Source organism: Bradyrhizobium sp. KBS0727 (genome assembly GCF_005937885.2).
In the GTDB taxonomy this organism is placed as follows: domain Bacteria; phylum Pseudomonadota; class Alphaproteobacteria; order Rhizobiales; family Xanthobacteraceae; genus Bradyrhizobium.
This window is the reverse complement of sequence record NZ_CP042176.1, coordinates 4,347,260-4,364,205: the sequence shown is the minus strand read 5'-3', so window position 1 is coordinate 4,364,205 and position 16,946 is coordinate 4,347,260. Positions and strand designations below refer to the sequence as shown.

At 62.6% G+C, this 16,946-nt stretch carries 20 protein-coding genes; 14 read left to right on the top strand and 6 right to left on the bottom strand.

The window, feature by feature from the left end; all coding sequences use genetic code 11:
• Nucleotides 1–38 precede the first annotated feature (38 nt).
• Complete coding sequence (locus FFI89_RS20330; RefSeq protein ID WP_138829461.1) at nucleotides 39–911, bottom strand: SDR family oxidoreductase; 873 nt, start codon at nucleotides 909–911, stop codon at nucleotides 39–41.
• Nucleotides 912–991: 80 nt separating this feature from the next.
• Between FFI89_RS20330 and FFI89_RS20325 the strand changes: the two genes are divergently transcribed.
• Entirely contained in the window at nucleotides 992–1,696 is a 705-nt protein-coding gene (locus FFI89_RS20325) for a glutathione S-transferase N-terminal domain-containing protein (RefSeq protein WP_138829460.1), read from the top strand.
• Between the two features lie 59 nt (nucleotides 1,697–1,755).
• Here the strand turns inward: FFI89_RS20325 and FFI89_RS20320 are convergent, their stop codons facing one another.
• Nucleotides 1,756–2,313 (bottom strand): disulfide bond formation protein B, encoded by a 558-nt coding sequence (locus tag FFI89_RS20320; RefSeq protein ID WP_138829459.1) that lies wholly within the window; start codon nucleotides 2,311–2,313, stop codon nucleotides 1,756–1,758.
• A gap of 7 nt (nucleotides 2,314–2,320) precedes the next feature.
• Entirely contained in the window at nucleotides 2,321–2,479 is a 159-nt protein-coding gene (locus tag FFI89_RS34485) for a DUF5993 family protein (RefSeq protein ID WP_168212971.1), read from the bottom strand.
• A gap of 155 nt (nucleotides 2,480–2,634) precedes the next feature.
• Here FFI89_RS34485 and FFI89_RS20315 point away from each other — a divergent pair, with 155 nt between their 5' ends.
• Nucleotides 2,635–3,954 carry a dicarboxylate/amino acid:cation symporter gene (locus tag FFI89_RS20315; RefSeq protein ID WP_138829458.1) on the top strand — a complete coding sequence of 440 codons (1,320 nt, stop codon included), beginning with the start codon at nucleotides 2,635–2,637 and terminating at the stop codon, nucleotides 3,952–3,954.
• A 37-nt stretch (nucleotides 3,955–3,991) separates the two neighbouring features.
• Nucleotides 3,992–4,363, top strand: a complete 372-nt coding sequence (locus FFI89_RS20310) for an ArsC family reductase (RefSeq protein ID WP_138829457.1) — start codon at nucleotides 3,992–3,994, stop codon at nucleotides 4,361–4,363.
• Here FFI89_RS20310 and FFI89_RS20305 read toward each other — a convergent pair.
• Nucleotides 4,360–4,791 (bottom strand): hypothetical protein, encoded by a 432-nt coding sequence (locus FFI89_RS20305; RefSeq protein ID WP_138829456.1) that lies wholly within the window; start codon nucleotides 4,789–4,791, stop codon nucleotides 4,360–4,362. The two genes, FFI89_RS20310 and FFI89_RS20305, sit on opposite strands and share 4 nt — an antisense overlap.
• Nucleotides 4,792–4,797: 6 nt before the next feature.
• The gene (locus tag FFI89_RS20300; protein WP_138829455.1) at nucleotides 4,798–5,400 is read right to left on the bottom strand and encodes a hypothetical protein; all 603 of its coding nucleotides are present in this window, start codon (nucleotides 5,398–5,400) and stop codon (nucleotides 4,798–4,800) included.
• A gap of 371 nt (nucleotides 5,401–5,771) precedes the next feature.
• Between FFI89_RS20300 and FFI89_RS20295 the strand changes: the two genes are divergently transcribed.
• From FFI89_RS20295 to FFI89_RS20265, 7 genes are all read left to right on the top strand, one after another.
• Nucleotides 5,772–6,527 (top strand): ABC transporter ATP-binding protein, encoded by a 756-nt coding sequence (locus FFI89_RS20295; RefSeq protein ID WP_138829454.1) that lies wholly within the window; start codon nucleotides 5,772–5,774, stop codon nucleotides 6,525–6,527.
• Nucleotides 6,520–7,263 (top strand): ABC transporter ATP-binding protein, encoded by a 744-nt coding sequence (locus tag FFI89_RS20290; RefSeq protein ID WP_138829453.1) that lies wholly within the window; start codon nucleotides 6,520–6,522, stop codon nucleotides 7,261–7,263. Before FFI89_RS20295 ends, FFI89_RS20290 begins: the two co-directional genes overlap by 8 nt.
• Before the next feature lie 40 nt (nucleotides 7,264–7,303).
• Nucleotides 7,304–8,575 carry an ABC transporter substrate-binding protein gene (locus FFI89_RS20285; RefSeq protein WP_138829452.1) on the top strand — a complete coding sequence of 424 codons (1,272 nt, stop codon included), beginning with the start codon at nucleotides 7,304–7,306 and terminating at the stop codon, nucleotides 8,573–8,575.
• 11 nt (nucleotides 8,576–8,586) lie between these two features.
• Nucleotides 8,587–9,570 (top strand): branched-chain amino acid ABC transporter permease, encoded by a 984-nt coding sequence (locus FFI89_RS20280; protein ID WP_138829451.1) that lies wholly within the window; start codon nucleotides 8,587–8,589, stop codon nucleotides 9,568–9,570.
• Between the two features lies 1 nt (nucleotide 9,571).
• A complete protein-coding gene (locus FFI89_RS20275; RefSeq protein WP_138829450.1) occupies nucleotides 9,572–10,540 on the top strand; it encodes a branched-chain amino acid ABC transporter permease in 969 nt (322 codons plus the stop codon).
• Nucleotides 10,541–10,694: 154 nt separating this feature from the next.
• Nucleotides 10,695–11,339 carry a DUF47 domain-containing protein gene (locus tag FFI89_RS20270; protein ID WP_138835501.1) on the top strand — a complete coding sequence of 215 codons (645 nt, stop codon included), beginning with the start codon at nucleotides 10,695–10,697 and terminating at the stop codon, nucleotides 11,337–11,339.
• Nucleotides 11,340–11,353: 14 nt separating this feature from the next.
• Nucleotides 11,354–12,358 (top strand): inorganic phosphate transporter, encoded by a 1,005-nt coding sequence (locus FFI89_RS20265; RefSeq protein WP_138829449.1) that lies wholly within the window; start codon nucleotides 11,354–11,356, stop codon nucleotides 12,356–12,358.
• On the opposite strand, the gene sugE is transcribed toward FFI89_RS20265, so the two are convergent.
• Nucleotides 12,359–12,673, bottom strand: a complete 315-nt coding sequence (gene sugE / locus FFI89_RS20260; protein WP_138829448.1) for a quaternary ammonium compound efflux SMR transporter SugE — start codon at nucleotides 12,671–12,673, stop codon at nucleotides 12,359–12,361.
• A 153-nt stretch (nucleotides 12,674–12,826) separates the two neighbouring features.
• Between sugE and FFI89_RS20255 the strand changes: the two genes are divergently transcribed.
• The 4 genes from FFI89_RS20255 to FFI89_RS20240 all read left to right on the top strand — a co-directional run bounded on the left by FFI89_RS20255 (nucleotide 12,827) and on the right by FFI89_RS20240 (nucleotide 16,868).
• Nucleotides 12,827–14,446: a peptide chain release factor 3 gene (locus FFI89_RS20255; RefSeq protein ID WP_138829447.1), complete on the top strand. Its 1,620-nt coding sequence runs from the start codon at nucleotides 12,827–12,829 to the stop codon at nucleotides 14,444–14,446.
• 371 nt (nucleotides 14,447–14,817) lie between these two features.
• Nucleotides 14,818–15,537, top strand: coding sequence for a crotonase/enoyl-CoA hydratase family protein (locus FFI89_RS20250; protein WP_138829446.1), 720 nt, complete (start codon nucleotides 14,818–14,820; stop codon nucleotides 15,535–15,537).
• 58 nt (nucleotides 15,538–15,595) lie between these two features.
• Nucleotides 15,596–16,153 (top strand): TetR/AcrR family transcriptional regulator, encoded by a 558-nt coding sequence (locus FFI89_RS20245; protein WP_138829445.1) that lies wholly within the window; start codon nucleotides 15,596–15,598, stop codon nucleotides 16,151–16,153.
• Nucleotides 16,154–16,265: 112 nt separating this feature from the next.
• On the top strand, nucleotides 16,266–16,868 hold the full coding sequence (locus FFI89_RS20240; RefSeq protein WP_138829444.1) for a hypothetical protein: 603 nt from the start codon (nucleotides 16,266–16,268) through the stop codon (nucleotides 16,866–16,868).
• The last annotated feature ends 78 nt before the right edge of the window (nucleotides 16,869–16,946 follow it).

Here is a 16,946-nt window from a genome sequence, read left to right as displayed (position 1 = left end):
GCTGCGAGGCGGTAGCGGGGCATGTGAAACCGGCGGTGCTACTTATCGTCGCCGCCGAAATAGGCCGGCTTGCCCGTGGTCCAGGTCTCGCCCCAGAGCTGGCCGCCGCCATCCACCGTCAGCATTTCGCCGGTGACGAATTTGCCGGACGGCGCGGCGAAATAGACGCAGGCCTCGGCCACGTCAAATGTCGTTCCGTTGCGCATCATCGGGTTCGAGCGCGGGTAGGCGGCGCGGGCTTCTGGCGAGTAGACGTTCCAGCCCTCGGTCTCGATCACCCCGGGCGCCACGCAGTTCACCCTGATGTTCAGCGGCGCCCATTCGACGGCGACCGCCCGCGACAACCCGATCACGCCGCTTCGCGCGGCGATCGTGTGCGCGATGCCATAGAGGCCGTGTGTCGTCACGACCACGATGTTGACGATGCTGCCGGGGTGCTTGTGGTCGCGCCAGCGCTGCGCCGCGGCCTGCATCATGTACCAGGTGCCGTTCAGATTGGTGTTGATAACGGCGTTCCAGCCCTTCACCGAAAAATCGATCGCGGCTTGCGGAAATTGTCCGCCGGCGCTGTTGATCAGGTGGTCGATGCGCCCATGCGCGCTCCAGACGGCGTCGAACAGCGCATTGACCGCGTCGGGCTCCCGGATATCGGTGACGTAGGCGGATGCCTTGAGATCGCGGCCGGCCATCTCAGCGACCAGCGCATCGAGCTTGGCTTGATTGCGGCCGACGAGGGCGACATGCGCGCCCAGCCGGGCGAACAGCCAGGCGATCGCCCGCCCGATGCCGCCGGCGCCGCCGGACACCACGACAACCCGGTCTTTCAGCGCGTCGCTTGCGAAGACCGTTGGATGGACCGCGAGCTCTGCGTCGGTCAGACCAAGTTTTGCCGGCGGGGGATCGTCGTTCATGGACTTGGGCGGCCCTTGTCTGGTGCGGTAGCGACCGTACATTAGCCATCCAACAACAACCACACAAAGAACGAGTGTTGATGCCCGATCTCTCCGCTTTCCCGATCACCAAACGCTGGCCCGCCAAACATCCCAACCGTCTTCAGCTCTATTCGTTGCCGACCCCGAACGGCGTCAAGATCTCGATCATGCTGGAAGAGATCGGGCTGCCCTACGAGGTGCATCTGGTCGACTTTGGCAAGGACGACCAGAAGACGCCGGAGTTTCTCTCGCTGAACCCGAACGGCAAGATCCCCGCGATCCTCGATCCCAACGGACCGGACGGCAGGCCGCTTGGGCTGTTCGAGTCGGGTGCGATCCTGCAATATCTCGCCGAGAAGACCGGCAAGCTTTTGCCGGCAGACCCCGCGCGGCGATACCAGGCCCTCCAGTGGCTGCACTTCCAGATGGGCGGGATCGGGCCGATGTTCGGCCAGGTCGGCTTCTTCCACAAATTCGCCGGCAAGGAATATGCCGACAAGCGGCCGCTCGAGCGTTATGTCGCTGAGTCGAAGCGGCTGCTCGGCGTGCTGGAGACGTGGCTTGCCGGCCGGCAGTGGGTCATGGACGACGAATACACCATCGCCGATATTTCGATGCTGGGCTGGGTACGGAATCTGATCGGGTTCTACGGCGCGCGCGAACTGGTCGCGTTCGATACGCTCAATCACGTGCCTGTATGGCTCGAACACGGCTTGGCGCGGCCCGCTGTGCAGCGCGGGCTCGAGATTCCGAAACGTCCCTAGAGCGTTTTCGAGCGAAGTGGACCCCGGTTCGCGTTAAGAAAACGCGTCAAATCAAAAATCTAGCCAGCGTGCTTGAGCAGTTCGTAGACAACAGGGTTATCGGCGCAGGCGCCAAAGCCGCATTCCAGCAACGTCATCGCCACGTTGGCCGCCGTCAGCGCGATCACGAGCCAGACCGCGACTTGCGCGAAGGCGCCGCCGTCGGCCGGCAGCGCGGCGCCGTCGTCGGCAAACTGGCGGTCGAACAGCAGGATTGCCGCCAGCAGCACAATGGCGGCGACGAAGCCGATCAGCGCCCAGCTATAATAGTGGTAACCCAGCAGCGCCGAACCGTAGCCGGCGTCACCAGGCAGGATGTGCAGCAGCACCTGCCGTGTCGATGCGACCGCGCCGACCACCGCGGCCAGCAGCGATATAGCATAATGGCTCGGACGAGGTCCGAAGCGGATGTTCAGGATCGGCCCTATGGCGAGCGTCGCAAACAGCAGGCGCTGCAGCAGACACAGCGGGCAGGGCAGTTCGTGCAGAATGAATTGCGCCGCAAAGGCCGCTGCCAGCACCAGCGCGACCGCGTAAAGGCTGAGCGCGTTGAGGGTGACGGCGCGCGTCTGGGTCATGTGTTCCTCAGAACGACAGTTTCAGCGTGTCGGTTGCGTGATGCAGATAGGTTGCGACGCAGGCGATCAGGACGGCGGCGAACAGGCCAAGGGCCAGCGGCCGCGGCCCGCGCCAGGCGGCCAGCATCACGACGGCGGTGGCCAGAAACAGCAGGGTGAATTCCATGTTCGGTCCGGCAGCGAAGGATGCCGCAGTGTACGACAGATTCGCCGATTGGCCGGGAATAAAGCCGGCCACGATAAGGCGTTGCCACACAAATTTGATTGTTCTGCCGCGGCGCTCTATCTGATGATGATCAGATTCCCCGCCGGGAGCTTGTCATGGCCGCCGAAACCACCCGTCCAGCCGTGCATCATCAGCCGTGGTACAGGATCCTCTACATTCAGGTTCTGATCGCGATCGGGCTTGGCGTCCTGGTCGGCCGGTTCTATCCGGACTTGGGCAAAGAGCTGAAGCCGCTCGGTGACGGTTTCATCGCCCTGATCAAGATGATGATTGCGCCGGTGATCTTCTGCACCGTCGTGCATGGCATTTCCTCGATGGGCGACCTGAAGCGGGTCGGCCGGGTCGGGCTCAAGGCCCTGATCTATTTCGAGGTCGTCTCGACGGTGGCGCTCGCGGTCGGCCTGATCGTCGGCGAAGTCCTGCAGCCCGGTCACGGCTTCAACATCGATCCGGCCACCATCGACCCCAAATCCGTGGCCACCTATGTCACCAAGGCGAAGGAGGAGGGGATCGTCGCCCACCTGCTCGGGATCATTCCCGACAGCTATTTCGGCGCGCTGGCCCGCGGCGATCTGCTGCAGGTCCTGCTGGTTTCGATCCTCTCGGGCTTCGCCGTGGCGTTCCTCGGCAAGGCCGGCGAACCGATTTCCCGTGCCGTCGACCAGGCCGCCAAGATGTTCTTCGGCATCATCCGCATGATCGTTCGTCTCGCGCCGATCGGTGCTTTCGGCGCGATGGCGTTCACCGTCGGCGCCTATGGTCTCACCTCGCTGTGGAACCTGATTGCGCTGATCGCAACCTTCTATCTCACCAGCATTCTGTTCGTGCTGGTCGTGCTGGGTTCGATTGCGAGGTTTTCGGGCTTCTCGATTATTCGCTTCATCCTCTACATCAAGGATGAACTCCTGATCGTGCTCGGAACGTCGTCGTCGGAGACCGTGCTGCCGCAGATGATTCAGAAGATGGAGCATCTCGGCGCGTCGCGGCCGGTGGTTGGCCTCGTCATTCCCACCGGCTACAGCTTCAATCTCGACGGCACCAACATCTATATGACGCTGGCGACGCTGTTCCTGGCGCAGGCGACCAACACCCATCTGACGATCTGGCACGAGCTCGGCATTCTCGGCATTGCCATCATCACCTCGAAGGGTGCGTCCGGCGTCACGGGAGCGGGCTTCATCACGCTGGCAGCGACGCTTTCGATCGTCCCTGACATCCCGATCCAGTCGATTGCCATTCTGGTCGGTATCGACAAGTTCATGAGCGAATGCCGGGCGCTGACCAATCTGATCGGCAACGGCGTTGCCTGCATCGTGATCAGCCGCTCGGAGGGCGAACTGGACAAGGACAAGCTGCACGAGGCCATGGCGCATCCGATCGAATTGGGCGAAGCGCTCGAGCCGGGTGCGGCGTAGACGGCGCAAGAGATAACCTGGAAGGAAACGTCGTCCGATGACGATCACGATCTACGGCATCAAGAACTGTGACACCATGAAGAAGGCCCGCGCCTGGCTCGACGGCCGTGGCATCGCCTACGACTTTCACGACTACAAGACCGCCGGCATTGCCAAGGACACACTGAAGCGATGGTCCGACGAACTCGGCTGGGAAACATTGCTCAACCGCGCCGGAACGACATTCCGCAAACTGCCCGATAGCGACAAGGAAGGTCTCAACGAGCGCAAGGCGCTGGCGTTGATGGTGGCGCAGCCGTCGATGATCAAGCGTCCGGTGCTCGATATCGGCGGCAGATTGCTGGCCGGGTTCAAGCCGGAGATTTATGCAAAGGAAGTGCCGTCGAAGTCGGGCGGGCGAAAAGCCTAATCGAGTTCGACGACTTCGTCGGAAACGCCCGGGTTCGCCTGGGTCGGGGCGACGTCGCGATCGATCACCGCTCTCACCATGACCACCGGCAACGCCGTGGGCCGCAGGCCCATCAGGTTGTTGATCTTGAAGCCGCCGTCGATGCTGATGCTCTTGTAGGAGCCGACGATCTGCTCGACGGTCTCGCCGCGGCCGAACGGCAGCAACAGCCGCTCATAGGATACGTTCTTGTCGTCGGCGTCGTCGTCACCCTGGCCCACGACGTCGAACCCCATCATGTCGGCGAGTTCGTCGGCGACGCGGTCCGGTTGGAAATCATGGAGGAGGGGCAGCGGGCGATGCCTGGCCGTCGCGCGCAGCCACGTATTCAGCAGATAGCGCTGCCGGATCGATCGGACGACCGAGGGATCGGAACTGGCGAATTCCATCGCAGCTTAACCAAATTCGAGTACGTCGCCCACCGGAATGCGGCCGGGCGCGCGATGGGAGAGATCGCGGTCGATGATGGTGCAGAGCTCGGGCACCGGCAGTTGGTCGCTTCCGCGCATCAGGTTCTTGATCTCGAACCCGCCATCCTCGCTGATGGTCTTCAGCGAAGCGATGATGTGGGTGACATCGCCATCCTTCGAGAACGGCAGCAACAGCCGCTCATAGGCAACGATTCGTCCGTAGATGTCATCGAAATTGGTGATGGTATAGGCGGGCAGGCGGCGCACGATGCATTCGTAATACACCGGCATCACGATCGGAGTGAACCTTGCGCCTAGATATTCGTCGAGGTGGCGGCCCTTGCCGGTGTTGCCGTAGGCGCTCGACATCCGCGTGCCGTCGCTCTGGATCGTCAGGCGCGGCGGCTGCTCGCGCGTGTCGACGGTGTACAAGACGAGGTCGGGCCGTTCGTCCTCGATCCGATCCGGCTGATATTCATCGATGCGCGGCAGCGACTGGCTGCGGGCATAAAGCCGCAGCCATGTGTTAAGCAGGTCGCGCTGCTTGATCGATTTGACGACCGACGGTTGGGCGCTTTCAAATTCCAAGGCCGCGATCCCTGCCAATGTAAATCGAGCCATGATCCGCCCGAGGCGGAAATATTCTATGAAAATGACCGATCGCAGCAAAACACCGTTAACGGTGACTTGTCGGCGTGCCCCGGATAGCCGAAAGCCGCTGGCGGATCGACCAAACGGGCGGGTGGCGCAATTCGACTTTGGGCGGGCTCGGAACCGGTGGGCGGCGCCCCGCTTGCCCAGCTTTCCACCTTGCCTAATCCCCGCCGTTGACGGCATATTCCGGCCCGGAGGCGGCAGGCCCGGGACGGTTTCCAAGAACGTCCAGGAGAGCCTGCGCGACAGGGAAAATTGGCCACGCGCGATGGGACGTCGCGGCTGGGCTAATGGGGGAAATTTGTTTGGCTGATGAGTTCATTCTCGAAACCCACGGATTGACCAAGGAATTCGCGGGTTTCTTTGCCGTTCGCGACGTTGCCCTCAAGGTACGTCGCGGCAGCATTCATGCGTTGATCGGGCCCAACGGCGCCGGCAAGACGACGTGCTTCAACCTCCTGACCAAGTTCCTGAGGCCCTCGGCAGGCCAGATCCTGTACAAGGGCAAGGACATCACTGCGATGGCGCCAGCGGATGTGGCCAGGCTCGGCCTGGTTCGTTCGTTCCAGATTTCGGCGGTGTTTCCGCATCTCACGGCGCTCGAAAATGTGCGGGTCGCGTTGCAGCGCCAGCACGGCGCTTCGTTCGATTTCTGGCGCTCCAAGACCGTGCTCGACCGTTTCAACGGCCGTGCGCTTGAACTCCTGAACGATGTCGGTCTGAGCGAATTTGCCAACACGCCGGCCGTCGAGATGGCCTATGGGCGCAAGCGTGCGCTTGAAATTGCGACGACGCTGGCGCTCGACCCCGAGATGATGCTGCTCGACGAGCCGATGGCCGGCATGGGTCACGAAGACATCGACAAGGTCGCGGCGCTGATCAAGCGCATTTCGGCCAAGTACACCATCCTGATGGTCGAGCATAATCTGAACGTTGTGGCCAACCTGTCGGATACCATCACCGTGCTGACGCGCGGCCAGGTCCTGGCGGAAGGCAATTACGCCGCCCTGTCCAAGGACGAGCGCGTCAAGGAAGCCTATCTGGGGGCTGGTCATGACTGATTTGAAAATGGCCGAAGCCACAACCAAGCCTGCCGGAACGCAGGTTCTCGCCGTCGGGGATCTCCAGGCCTGGTACGGCGAATCTCACATCCTTCACGGCATCAATTTCAACGTGAATGCCGGCGAGGTGGTCACGCTGCTCGGACGCAACGGCGCCGGCAAGACCACGACGCTGAAATCGATCATGGGGATCATCGGCAAGCGCACCGGCTCGATCCGCTTCGACAACCAGGAGATCATCCGCACCTCGTCCGACAGGATTGCACGGATGGGAATTGCCTTCTGCCCGGAGGAGCGGGGCATTTTTGCCAGCCTCGACGTGCGTGAAAACCTTCTGTTGCCGCCGATCGTGCGCCCCGGCGGCCTGTCGCTCGATCAGATCTTCGACCTGTTTCCGAACCTGAAGGAGCGCCTCTACAGCCAGGGCACCAAACTCTCGGGTGGCGAACAGCAGATGCTGGCGATCGCCAGAATCCTGCGCACCGGCGCGCGCTTCCTGATGCTGGACGAGCCGACCGAGGGGCTCGCGCCCGTCATCATCCAGCAGATTGGCCACACCATCGCGCGGCTGAAGTCGGAAGGCTTCACGATCCTGCTGGTTGAACAGAATTTCCGCTTCGCCTCGACCGTTGCCGATCGCTACTACATCGTCGAGCACGGCAAGGTTATCGACGGATTTGCCAATTCCGAGCTGTCAGCCAACATGGACAAGCTTCATACCTATCTCGGCGTCTGAAGCCGCACTGCGCCCGCAAGCAGGTTTTACGGAGAAAAATATGAAACATCGTATTTCAACTCTCATCCTCGGCACCGCCCTGGCATTGGCCGCGAACGGCAGCGCTCTGGCGCAGGACAAGACCGTCAAGGTCGGTGTCCTCACCGACAATTCCGGGCTTTACTCCGATCTCGGCGGCGCCGGCTCGACGCTGGCGGCCCAGATGGCGATTGAGGATTCCGGGCTTGCCGCAAAGGGCTGGAAGATCGACCTGATCTCCGCCGACCACCAGAATAAGCCCGACATCGCCACCACCATCGCGCGGCAATGGATCGATGTCGAAAAGGTCGACATCCTGATGGACGTGCTCAATTCCGGTGTCGCGCTCGCGGTCAATAACGTCGTGAAGGAGAAGAACTCCATCATGATCAATACCGGCGCCGCGACGTCGGATCTCACCAACGCACAATGTTCGCCGAATACGGTGCACTGGGTTTACGACACCTACATGCTGGCCAACAGCACCGGGCAGGCGCTGGTCAAGGCCGGCGCCGACACCTGGTTCTTCCTGACGGCCGACTACGCCTTCGGCGCGGCGCTGGAGCGCGACACCACCGCCGTGATCGTGAAGTCGGGTGGCAAGGTGCTCGGCACGGTCAAGCATCCGCTCAATTCGTCGGACTTCTCCTCGTTCTTGCTGCAGGCGCAGGCCTCGAAGGCCAAGATCGTCGGGCTTGCGAATGCGGGCGGCGATACCACCAATTCGATCAAGCAGGCGTCCGAATTCGGCATTGTTGCGGGCGGCCAGAAACTCGCCGGGCTGCTGCTGTTCATTACCGACGTGCATTCGCTCGGCCTGAACGTGGCGCAGGGCCTGAACTTCACCGAAACCTTCTACTGGGATCTCAACGACGGGACCCGCGCGTTCTCCAAGCGCTTCTCCGATCGCATGAAGAACAAGGCGCAGCCCTCGATGGTGCAGGCCGGCGTCTATTCGGGCCTGCTGCATTACTTCAAGTCGCTGGAGGCGATGGGCGGCAATCCGCATGATGGCATCAAGGTCGTCGACAAGATGAAATCGCTGCCGACCGACGATGCGCTGTTCGGCAAGGGCTCGATCCGCGTCGATGGCCGCAAGATCCACCCGGCCTATCTGTTCGAGGTCAAGAAGCCTTCCGAATCCAAAGGCCCGTGGGACTATTACAAGCTGATCGGGACCACCCCGGGCGACCAGGCCTTCCGGCCGCTTTCGGAAAGCGCCTGTCCGCTGGTAGAACGAACGGCCCGCCGGGATCGTGCCGGCGGGTTCCCTTCCGCGTCACAACGAGATTGAGTACTAAACCGATGCAAGCTCTTTACGCACAGCTTTTGGTAGGACTGATCAACGGATCGTTCTACGCGCTGCTCAGTCTCGGGCTCGCGGTGATCTTCGGCATGCTCAACATCATCAATTTCGCCCATGGCGCGGTTTACATGATGGGCGCGTTTGTCGCGTTCTTTCTGCTGAACGGCATCGACCCTCCGACACTCGGTTCATTTTTTACCAACATCTGGATGACCCTGCTGAACCTTGTGCAGTGGCCGTTCGTGGGATGGAAATCGCTGCCGGCCACACAAACGTTCCACGTCGACATTGGCCTCAATTACTGGTGGGCGCTGTTGTTGGCCCCCGTCATTGTGGGCCTGTTTGGCATGGTGCTCGAGCGAACCATGTTGAAATGGATTACCGGCCTCGACCATCTCTATGGGCTGCTGCTGACGTTCGGCATGGCGCTGATCATTCAGGGCGTGTTCCAGAATTATTTCGGATCCTCGGGTCTGCCTTACGCGATCCCCGATGAACTGAAGGGCGGCATGAATCTGGGATTCATGTTCCTGCCGATTTATCGCGGCTGGGTAGTGATCTTCTCGCTCGTGGTCTGCATTGGGACCTGGTACCTGATCGAGCGGACCCGACTTGGCGCCTATCTGCGCGCGGCGACCGAAAACCCGACTTTGGTGCGCGCGTTCGGCGTCAACGTGCCCCGGATGATCACGCTGACCTACGGGCTCGGCGTCGGCCTCGCGGCACTCGCCGGCGTGTTGTCGGCGCCGATCAACCAGGTCCGGCCGCTGATGGGCGCCGATCTGATCATCGTCGTGTTCGCGGTGGTGGTGATCGGCGGCATGGGGTCCATCATGGGCTCGATCATCACGGGCTTTGCGCTCGGCGTGATCGAAGGACTGACCAAATACTTTTATCCCGAGGCTTCCAACACCGTGGTCTTCGTCCTGATGGTGCTGGTGTTGCTGGTGAAGCCAACGGGACTGACCGGACGGGCGGCCTGACATGAGCGCATTGACTGACGACACTCTTCCGGTAACGCCGCGCGCGCTGCGCGACGAGATGATCGTGTTCGCCTTGATGGCGGTGCTGCTGGCTGTCGTGCCCTGGACCGGTATCTACCCGTTCTTCGTGATGCAGGCGTTGTGCTTTGCGCTGCTGGCCTGCGCCTTCAACTTGCTGATCGGCTATGGCGGTCTGCTTTCATTCGGCCACGCGATGTTTCTGGGCACCGCGGGCTACATCTCCGCGCATGCGCTGAAGGTCTGGGGGCTGTCCCCCGAACTCGGCATCCTGGCGGGCACCGCCGGTGCGGCCGCGCTCGGCGTCATCACCGGGCTGGTCGCGATCCGTCGCCAGGGCATCTACTTCTCGATGATCACGCTGGCGCTGTCGCAGCTTCTGTATTTCATCTACCTGCAGACGCCGTTCACCCATGGCGAGGACGGCATCCAGGGCATCCCGCAGGGTCATCTGTTCGGGATTTTCGACCTCTCCAAGCCGACGGTGCTCTACTACGTCGTGCTTGCCGGCTTCCTCATCGGCTTCCTGCTGATCTACCGCACCATCAACTCGCCGTTCGGCGAGGTGCTGAAGGCGATCCGCGAGAACGAGCCGCGCGCGGTCTCGTTGGGCTACAAGACCGACCAGTACAAGCTGGTGGCCTATATCCTGTCCGGTACCATCGCCGGCTTCGCCGGTTCGCTGAAGGTGTTCGTGGCGCAGAACGCCTCGCTCACCGACGTGCACTGGTCGATGTCCGGTGAAATCGTGCTGATGACCCTGGTCGGCGGTCTCGGGACGGTATTCGGTCCGGTGGTCGGCGCCTTCGTCATCATCGCCATGCAGCAATATCTGGCAGGTTTCGGCCAGTGGGTGACGGTGATCCAGGGCGTGATCTTCGTGGCCTGCGTGCTGACGTTCCGCCGCGGCGTGATCGGCGAGATCGCGCATTATTTCCGGCGATCGCTCTAAACCAGCCGGTTTTGGCCGCATTTTCGGCTCCACAAAGCGGTGGATGACCGGGTTCCCGGGACCTGCCGTCGCGCGCTTTGCGCTCGAATGGTCTATGACAGTTTTGTGACGGGCCGCCCGGCGGCCCTGCCAGAACGATGGATTCTTGCCGATGCTGATGCGCTGGTTTCGTGCTTTCTTGCCCAAGGAAGAGCGGTTTTTCGAGCTGTTTGACCGGCATGCCCAGACGGTCGTGCAGGGGGCAACGGCGTTGCAGGACATGCTGCGCGGCGGCGACGAGACGCCGGTGTTCTGCCAGCGCGTCAACCAGTTCGAGAACGAGGCCGACGGCATCACCCGCGAAGTGCTGACCGCCGTTCGCCGCACCTTCATCACGCCGTTCGACCGCGTCGACATCAAGAACCTGATCGCCGCGATGGACGATGCCATCGACCAGATGCAGCAGACCGCGAAGGCCGTCGTGTTGTTCGAGGTGCGCACCTTCGAGCCGCCGATGCGCGAGATCGGAACGTTGCTCGTCGAGTGCGCCAATCTGGTCGGCCGCGCCTTGCCGCTGATGCAGTCGATCGGCGAAAACGTCGCGATGCTGACCGCGATCACCGAGGAACTCGGCAAGCTGGAAGGCCGCGTCGACGACCTCCACGATATCGGGCTGAAGGAACTGTTCCTCAAGCATCGCACTGCCAACGCCATGGATTTCGTGGTCGGCGCCGAGATCTACAAGCATCTCGAAAAGGTTGCGGACCGCTTCGACGACGTCGCCAATGAGATCAATAGTATCGTGATCGAACAGGTATAGGGCAGGGCCGCGCAGTGGACGCCACGCTTGGTCTTCCGATTCTGACCGGATTAATCGCGGTCGCGCTGCTGTTCGACTTCCTCAACGGATTGCACGACGCCGCCAATTCGATCGCGACGATCGTGTCGACCCGGGTGCTGCGTCCGCAATATGCGGTGGTCTGGGCCGCGTTCTTCAACTTCGTCGCCTTCGCGGTGTTCGGGCTCCACGTCGCCAATACCATCGGCACCGGAATCATCGAACCGAGCATCGTCGATGCGCAGGTGATCTTCGGCGCGCTGGTGGGCGCGATCGTCTGGAACCTGATCACCTGGGCGCTGGGTATTCCCTCCAGCAGTTCGCACGCCTTGATCGGTGGACTGGTCGGCGCCGGCATGGCGAAGGCGGGTTTCTCGGCCGCCGTCTGGAGCGGACTCACCAAGACGCTGCTGGCGATCGTGCTGTCGCCGCTGGTCGGCTTCCTGCTGGCGCTGGTGCTGGTCGCGATCGTGTCCTGGCTGTCGGTGCGTTCGACGCCGTTTGCGGTCGACCGCGCCTTTCGCATTTTGCAATTCGTCTCAGCCTCGCTCTATTCGCTCGGCCATGGCGGCAACGACGCGCAAAAGACCATGGGCATCATCGCGGTGCTGTTGTATTCGCAGGGCCACCTCGGCGACCATTTCGAGATTCCGTTCTGGGTGGTGATGGCGTGCCAGACCGCGATGGCGCTGGGCACCCTGATGGGCGGCTGGCGGATCGTTCGCACCATGGGATTGCGGATCACCAAGCTGACGCCGATGCAGGGCTTTTGTGCGGAAACCGGCGGTGCGGCGACCCTGTTCATGGCCACCTATCTCGGGGTTCCCGTATCCACTACCCACACCATTACCGGCGCCATCGTCGGCGTCGGCGCGGCGCGGCGGGTTTCGGCGGTGCGCTGGAACGTGGCGAGTTCGATCGTCTATGCCTGGGTGATCACCATTCCGGCCTCCGCCATCGTGGCGGCGCTGGCCTATTGGGCGGTGACGCTGCTGCGCTGATCAGGTGACCAGTTTGAGCCCGACGATGCCGGCCACGATCAGGCCGATGCTGGCCAAGCGAAGCACGGAAGCCGGTTCGCCGAATAGGAAGATCCCGAGGATCGCTGTTCCCACGGCGCCGATCCCGGTCCATACGGCGTAGGCGGTTCCGATCGGCAATGTCTTCAGCGCCAGTCCGAGCAGGAGGACGCTTCCGGCCATGGCCGCGAGCGTCAGGACAGACGGGGTGAGCCGCGTAAAGCCTTCGGTATATTTGAGGCCGATGGCCCAGACGATTTCCAGCAGGCCGGCAGCCAACAACACAGCCCAAGCCATGACAAACCCTCCATGTACAGGCAGGGTCGTCCCCGCGGATGTTGTGCTGATCGGAAGGCCGTCCTCCCCACCGGATATGGGGGTTGCACCGGCATGGCGCAATTGCCAAATCACCCTTGATTGCGCCGGTTTTCCCTGCCAAACGCTCGCTTCATGTCCGACATCGTTGTTCCCACCGAATCGCCGTCCCGGTCGCTGCTATCAGATGAAGTGGCGCGGCGGCGGACTTTTGCCATCATTTCCCACCCGGACGCCGGCAAGACCACGCTGACCGAAAAGCTGCTGCTGTTCGGCGGCGCCATCAACCTGGCCGGTCAGGTCAAGGCCAAGGGCGAGCGGCGCAATACCCGCTCCGACTGGATGAAGATCGAGCGCGAGCGCGGTATCTCGGTCGTGACCTCGGTGATGACGTTCGAATTCCAGGACCTCGTCTTCAACCTCTTGGACACGCCGGGCCATGAGGACTTTTCGGAAGACACCTATCGCACGCTGACCGCGGTCGACAGCGCGGTCATGGTGATCGACGCCGCCAAGGGCATCGAGGCGCGCACCCGGAAGCTGTTCGAGGTCTGCCGGCTGCGCGATATCCCGATCATCACCTTCATCAACAAGATGGACCGCGAGAGCCGCGACACGTTCGACCTGCTGGATGAGATCGAAAAGACGCTGGCGCTCGACACCACGCCGATGACGTGGCCGGTCGGCCGCGGCCGCGACTTCCTCGGCACCTATGACGTCATCAATGGCGGCGTGCGGCTGCTTGAAGGCGGCGGCGCCAAGACCGGCGCGGCGCAACAGATCGACATCGCCGAACTCGCCGGCCGCAACGCCAATCTCGACGTCGCCGAGATCAAGGACGAACTCGCGCTGGTGTCGGAAGCCTGCAAGCCGTTCGAACTGGCGGCGTTTCGCGAAGGCCATCTGACGCCGGTCTATTTCGGCAGCGCGCTGCGCAATTTCGGCGTCGGCGATCTCTTGGAAGGCCTCGGCAAGTTCGCGCCGCCGCCGCGCGCGCAAGATTCGAATCTGCGCAAGGTCGAGGCGGCCGAGCCGCGCATGAGCGCCTTCGTGTTCAAGATCCAGGCCAATATGGATCCGAACCATCGCGATCGCATCGCGTTCGCGCGGCTGTGCTCCGGCAAGCTCAGCCGCGGCATGAAGGCGAAGCTGGTGCGCACCGGCAAGAACATGTCGCTGTCGTCACCGCAATTCTTCTTCGCCCAGGACCGCTCGGTGGCGGATGAGGCGTTCGCCGGCGACGTCGTCGGCATTCCCAATCACGGCACCTTGCGGATCGGCGACACGCTGACCGAGGGCGAGGACATCACCTTCGTCGGCGTTCCCAGTTTTGCGCCGGAAATCGTCCGCCGCGTCCGCCTGACGGATGCGATGAAGGCCAAGAAGCTGAAAGAGGCGCTGCAGCAGATGTCGGAAGAGGGCGTGGTGCAGGTGTTCCGGCCGCGCGACGGCGCGCCGGCGCTGGTCGGCGTCGTCGGTCCGCTGCAGCTCGACGTGCTCAAGGCCCGGCTCGACGCCGAATATTCGCTGCCCGTGGAATTCGAAGTTTCGGAATTCCAGCTGGCGCGCTGGATTTCCTCCGACGATCGCAAGAAGCTCGACGCGTTCGTTGCCGCCAACAATTCCGGCATCGCCGACGACGTCGACGGCGACCCGGTGTTCATGGCCAAGAACGAATTCTATCTCGGCTATACCCGCGAGCGCGCCGAAGGCATCAATTTTTCGAACGTCAAGGACGTGAAGAAAAAGGCGTAGGCGGGAAGGGCGCTGCCCACCCTAACTCCCGTGGCAGTCCTCCGCGAGAGTAGCCGTTCCGCGGCTCCGCCCCGTCGTCGTCACCCGCGAAGGCGGGTGACCCAGTACGCCGCAGCTTCTCCTTACATCACCGCTGTCGCTGGAATACCGGATCGCCCGGTCCCGGCTACGTCAAGGCTTCGCCGCGGCACTGCCATGCTGGCTCGCCGAAGCTTAGCGGAGGCGGCAAGCCGGCGCCACCAGGCTAGATCAACGCCGACGTATGCATCCGGTGGATGCCTCCATGCAATGACGGTCGAAGCAGAACCCTTGCGCGACCCCTTCGCATCCGAAAGTATCCATTGGATGTTTTAACAAAAAGGGAGGCTACCATGACTGCGACTTATTCCCGTTCCGGCCCGATCGGCACCATCGTGATGGATGACGGCAAGGCCAATGTGATGTCGGTTGCGATGCTGAATGCGCTGCATGCGGCGTTCGACCAGGCGGAAAAGGACAAGACCGTCGTGATCCTGAAAGCGCGGGGAAAGCATTTTTCCGGCGGGTTCGACCTCGGCGTATTCGCCAAGGGGAGTGCCGAGGATCAATATCTGATGGTGAAGGCGGGCGCCGAACTGGCGCTGCGCATGCTGTCGTTTCCGACCCCGGTGGTGGCAGCCTGCCAGGGCAATGCCTATCCGATGGGCGCCTTCCTGATCATGTCCAGCGACCACCGCATTGCCGCCGAAGGCAATTACCGGATCGGCATGAACGAGGTGGCGATCGGGCTGACGGTGCCGCGGTTTGCGATCGAGGTCGCGCGGCAGCGGCTGACGCCGGCCTATTTCTCCAGGGTGGTAATGACGGCGGAGATGTTCGGCCCGGTGGAAGCCGTCACCGCCGGGTTCTTCGACCGGGTGGTGCCGGCGGAGGCGCTGGATCGAAGCGCCGAAGAGGCAGCCCAGGCACTTGCCACGCTCGATATGGCGGCCCATGCCGCTACCAAGGCGCGGGCGCGGGGCGCGGTCATCAAGATGATCCGCGCCATGATCGATCAGGACATCACCCCGCAATATGGTGAGAGCCGCGTTGCCAGCCGGGCCTCGGCCTGAGGAGAACGGCGATCATAGGCGCGGTGGCATTACGGCTTCAGCCTTTGTATGAAGGGGCATGACCGTAAAGCCGCGCCGGGCGACCTATCGCCATGGCAATCTGAAATCCGCCGCGCTGAAGGCCGCCACCCGTCTGGTGGCGGCCGCCGGCCATGAACGGCTGAGCCTGCGCGAGGTCGCGGACGCCGTCGGCGTCGCGCATCGCTCGCTGTACAATCATTTCGCCGACCGCGAGGCGCTGCTCGACGCGGTCGCGACCGATGCCTACACGAAGCTTGCGGCCGTCCTGGTCAAGGCGAACACGCCGGATGATTACACCGCGAAATATGTGCGTTTTGCGCTGGCCAATCGCGCGCTCTATGCGCTGATGACGAGCCGCCCGCATGCGACCATGAAGCACAATCCGCCGCTGCAGCAGGCCGTCCACAAGGTCATCACCGAGGCGATGCGGATCTTCTGCCAGGACATCAAGACCCCGGCCGAACGGCGCCGCGCCGTGATGAAGGTCTATATCACGCTGTATGGCGGCATCTCGCTCTATGCCACCGGGGTACTCGACCAGCCGAGCGAAAAGGCGCTGATTGCGGAACTCTCCGCCATGAACGCCCGGCCATGAACCCGAGGATATGAACGCGAGGATGTGAACGCCGCCAGCCTTGATGCCGACGTTTGCACGGATCAAGTTCAGCAACGACAAGGCTCTGGACCCGCCAACGAGGGACCATCGCATGTTCCGGCGCGTCATCATCTGCCTGATCGCCCTGCTTGCCGGGGTGAGCGCGGCCGACGCCCGGCCGCGGCGCCAGATCGATGCGACGCCGTTTTCGCACGCACCCTGCAGCGTGCTCGATAACCGGCCGTGCACGCCGTATTATTGCAGCGTGTTCAACCATGGGCCGTGCATTCCCGAGATCGATTATCCCTATGGTGAAAACCTGCAACTCACGATCGAAGCCGTGCCGCCGCAGGACCAGGCCGCGAAATATCAAAAGCCCGACCACGACCTCGACACCATCGGCGACCTCTTTGCGGCGCTACGGTCGTGCTGGTCGCCACCACCGGCCGATAGCGCGCGCGAGGGTATGCAGATGTCGGTGCGTTTCAGCTTCCGGCGATCGGGCGAGATCATCGCCACGCCGCGCCTGACCTATTCCACCGCCGGGGTCTCCGCGGATACCCGCGCCGCCTATCTGAAGGCCATCAACGCCTCGCTGGACGCCTGCATGCCCCTGAAATTCACCGGCGGCCTCGGCGGCGCCCTGGCCGGGCGGCCGATCGCGATCCGCTATGTCGACAATCGCGAACTGGGTAAGCCGTCCGGCACCCCCTGACGGGCGCGATTCCTGCGCCAAATCCGCCGCCATTTCGCGGCGGACCAAGTAAGCCTTCTTCAAGGGACGGCAATGGGG

Bases quoted from the DNA above. Each gene is read 5' to 3' on its own strand.
- FFI89_RS20330 (WP_138829461.1), bottom strand. From the start codon at position 911: ATGAACGACGATCCCCCGCCGGCAAAACTTGGTCTGACCGACGCAGAG.
- FFI89_RS20325 (WP_138829460.1), top strand. From the start codon at position 992: ATGCCCGATCTCTCCGCTTTCCCGATCACCAAACGCTGGCCCGCCAAA.
- FFI89_RS20320 (WP_138829459.1), bottom strand. From the start codon at position 2,313: ATGACCCAGACGCGCGCCGTCACCCTCAACGCGCTCAGCCTTTACGCG.
- FFI89_RS34485 (WP_168212971.1), bottom strand. From the start codon at position 2,479: ATGGAATTCACCCTGCTGTTTCTGGCCACCGCCGTCGTGATGCTGGCC.
- FFI89_RS20315 (WP_138829458.1), top strand. From the start codon at position 2,635: ATGGCCGCCGAAACCACCCGTCCAGCCGTGCATCATCAGCCGTGGTAC.
- FFI89_RS20310 (WP_138829457.1), top strand. From the start codon at position 3,992: ATGACGATCACGATCTACGGCATCAAGAACTGTGACACCATGAAGAAG.
- FFI89_RS20305 (WP_138829456.1), bottom strand. From the start codon at position 4,791: ATGGAATTCGCCAGTTCCGATCCCTCGGTCGTCCGATCGATCCGGCAG.
- FFI89_RS20290 (WP_138829453.1), top strand. From the start codon at position 6,520: ATGACTGATTTGAAAATGGCCGAAGCCACAACCAAGCCTGCCGGAACG.
- FFI89_RS20285 (WP_138829452.1), top strand. From the start codon at position 7,304: ATGAAACATCGTATTTCAACTCTCATCCTCGGCACCGCCCTGGCATTG.
- FFI89_RS20280 (WP_138829451.1), top strand. From the start codon at position 8,587: ATGCAAGCTCTTTACGCACAGCTTTTGGTAGGACTGATCAACGGATCG.
- FFI89_RS20275 (WP_138829450.1), top strand. From the start codon at position 9,572: ATGAGCGCATTGACTGACGACACTCTTCCGGTAACGCCGCGCGCGCTG.
- sugE (WP_138829448.1), bottom strand. From the start codon at position 12,673: ATGGCTTGGGCTGTGTTGTTGGCTGCCGGCCTGCTGGAAATCGTCTGG.
- FFI89_RS20255 (WP_138829447.1), top strand. From the start codon at position 12,827: ATGTCCGACATCGTTGTTCCCACCGAATCGCCGTCCCGGTCGCTGCTA.
- FFI89_RS20250 (WP_138829446.1), top strand. From the start codon at position 14,818: ATGACTGCGACTTATTCCCGTTCCGGCCCGATCGGCACCATCGTGATG.
- FFI89_RS20245 (WP_138829445.1), top strand. From the start codon at position 15,596: ATGACCGTAAAGCCGCGCCGGGCGACCTATCGCCATGGCAATCTGAAA.
- FFI89_RS20240 (WP_138829444.1), top strand. From the start codon at position 16,266: ATGTTCCGGCGCGTCATCATCTGCCTGATCGCCCTGCTTGCCGGGGTG.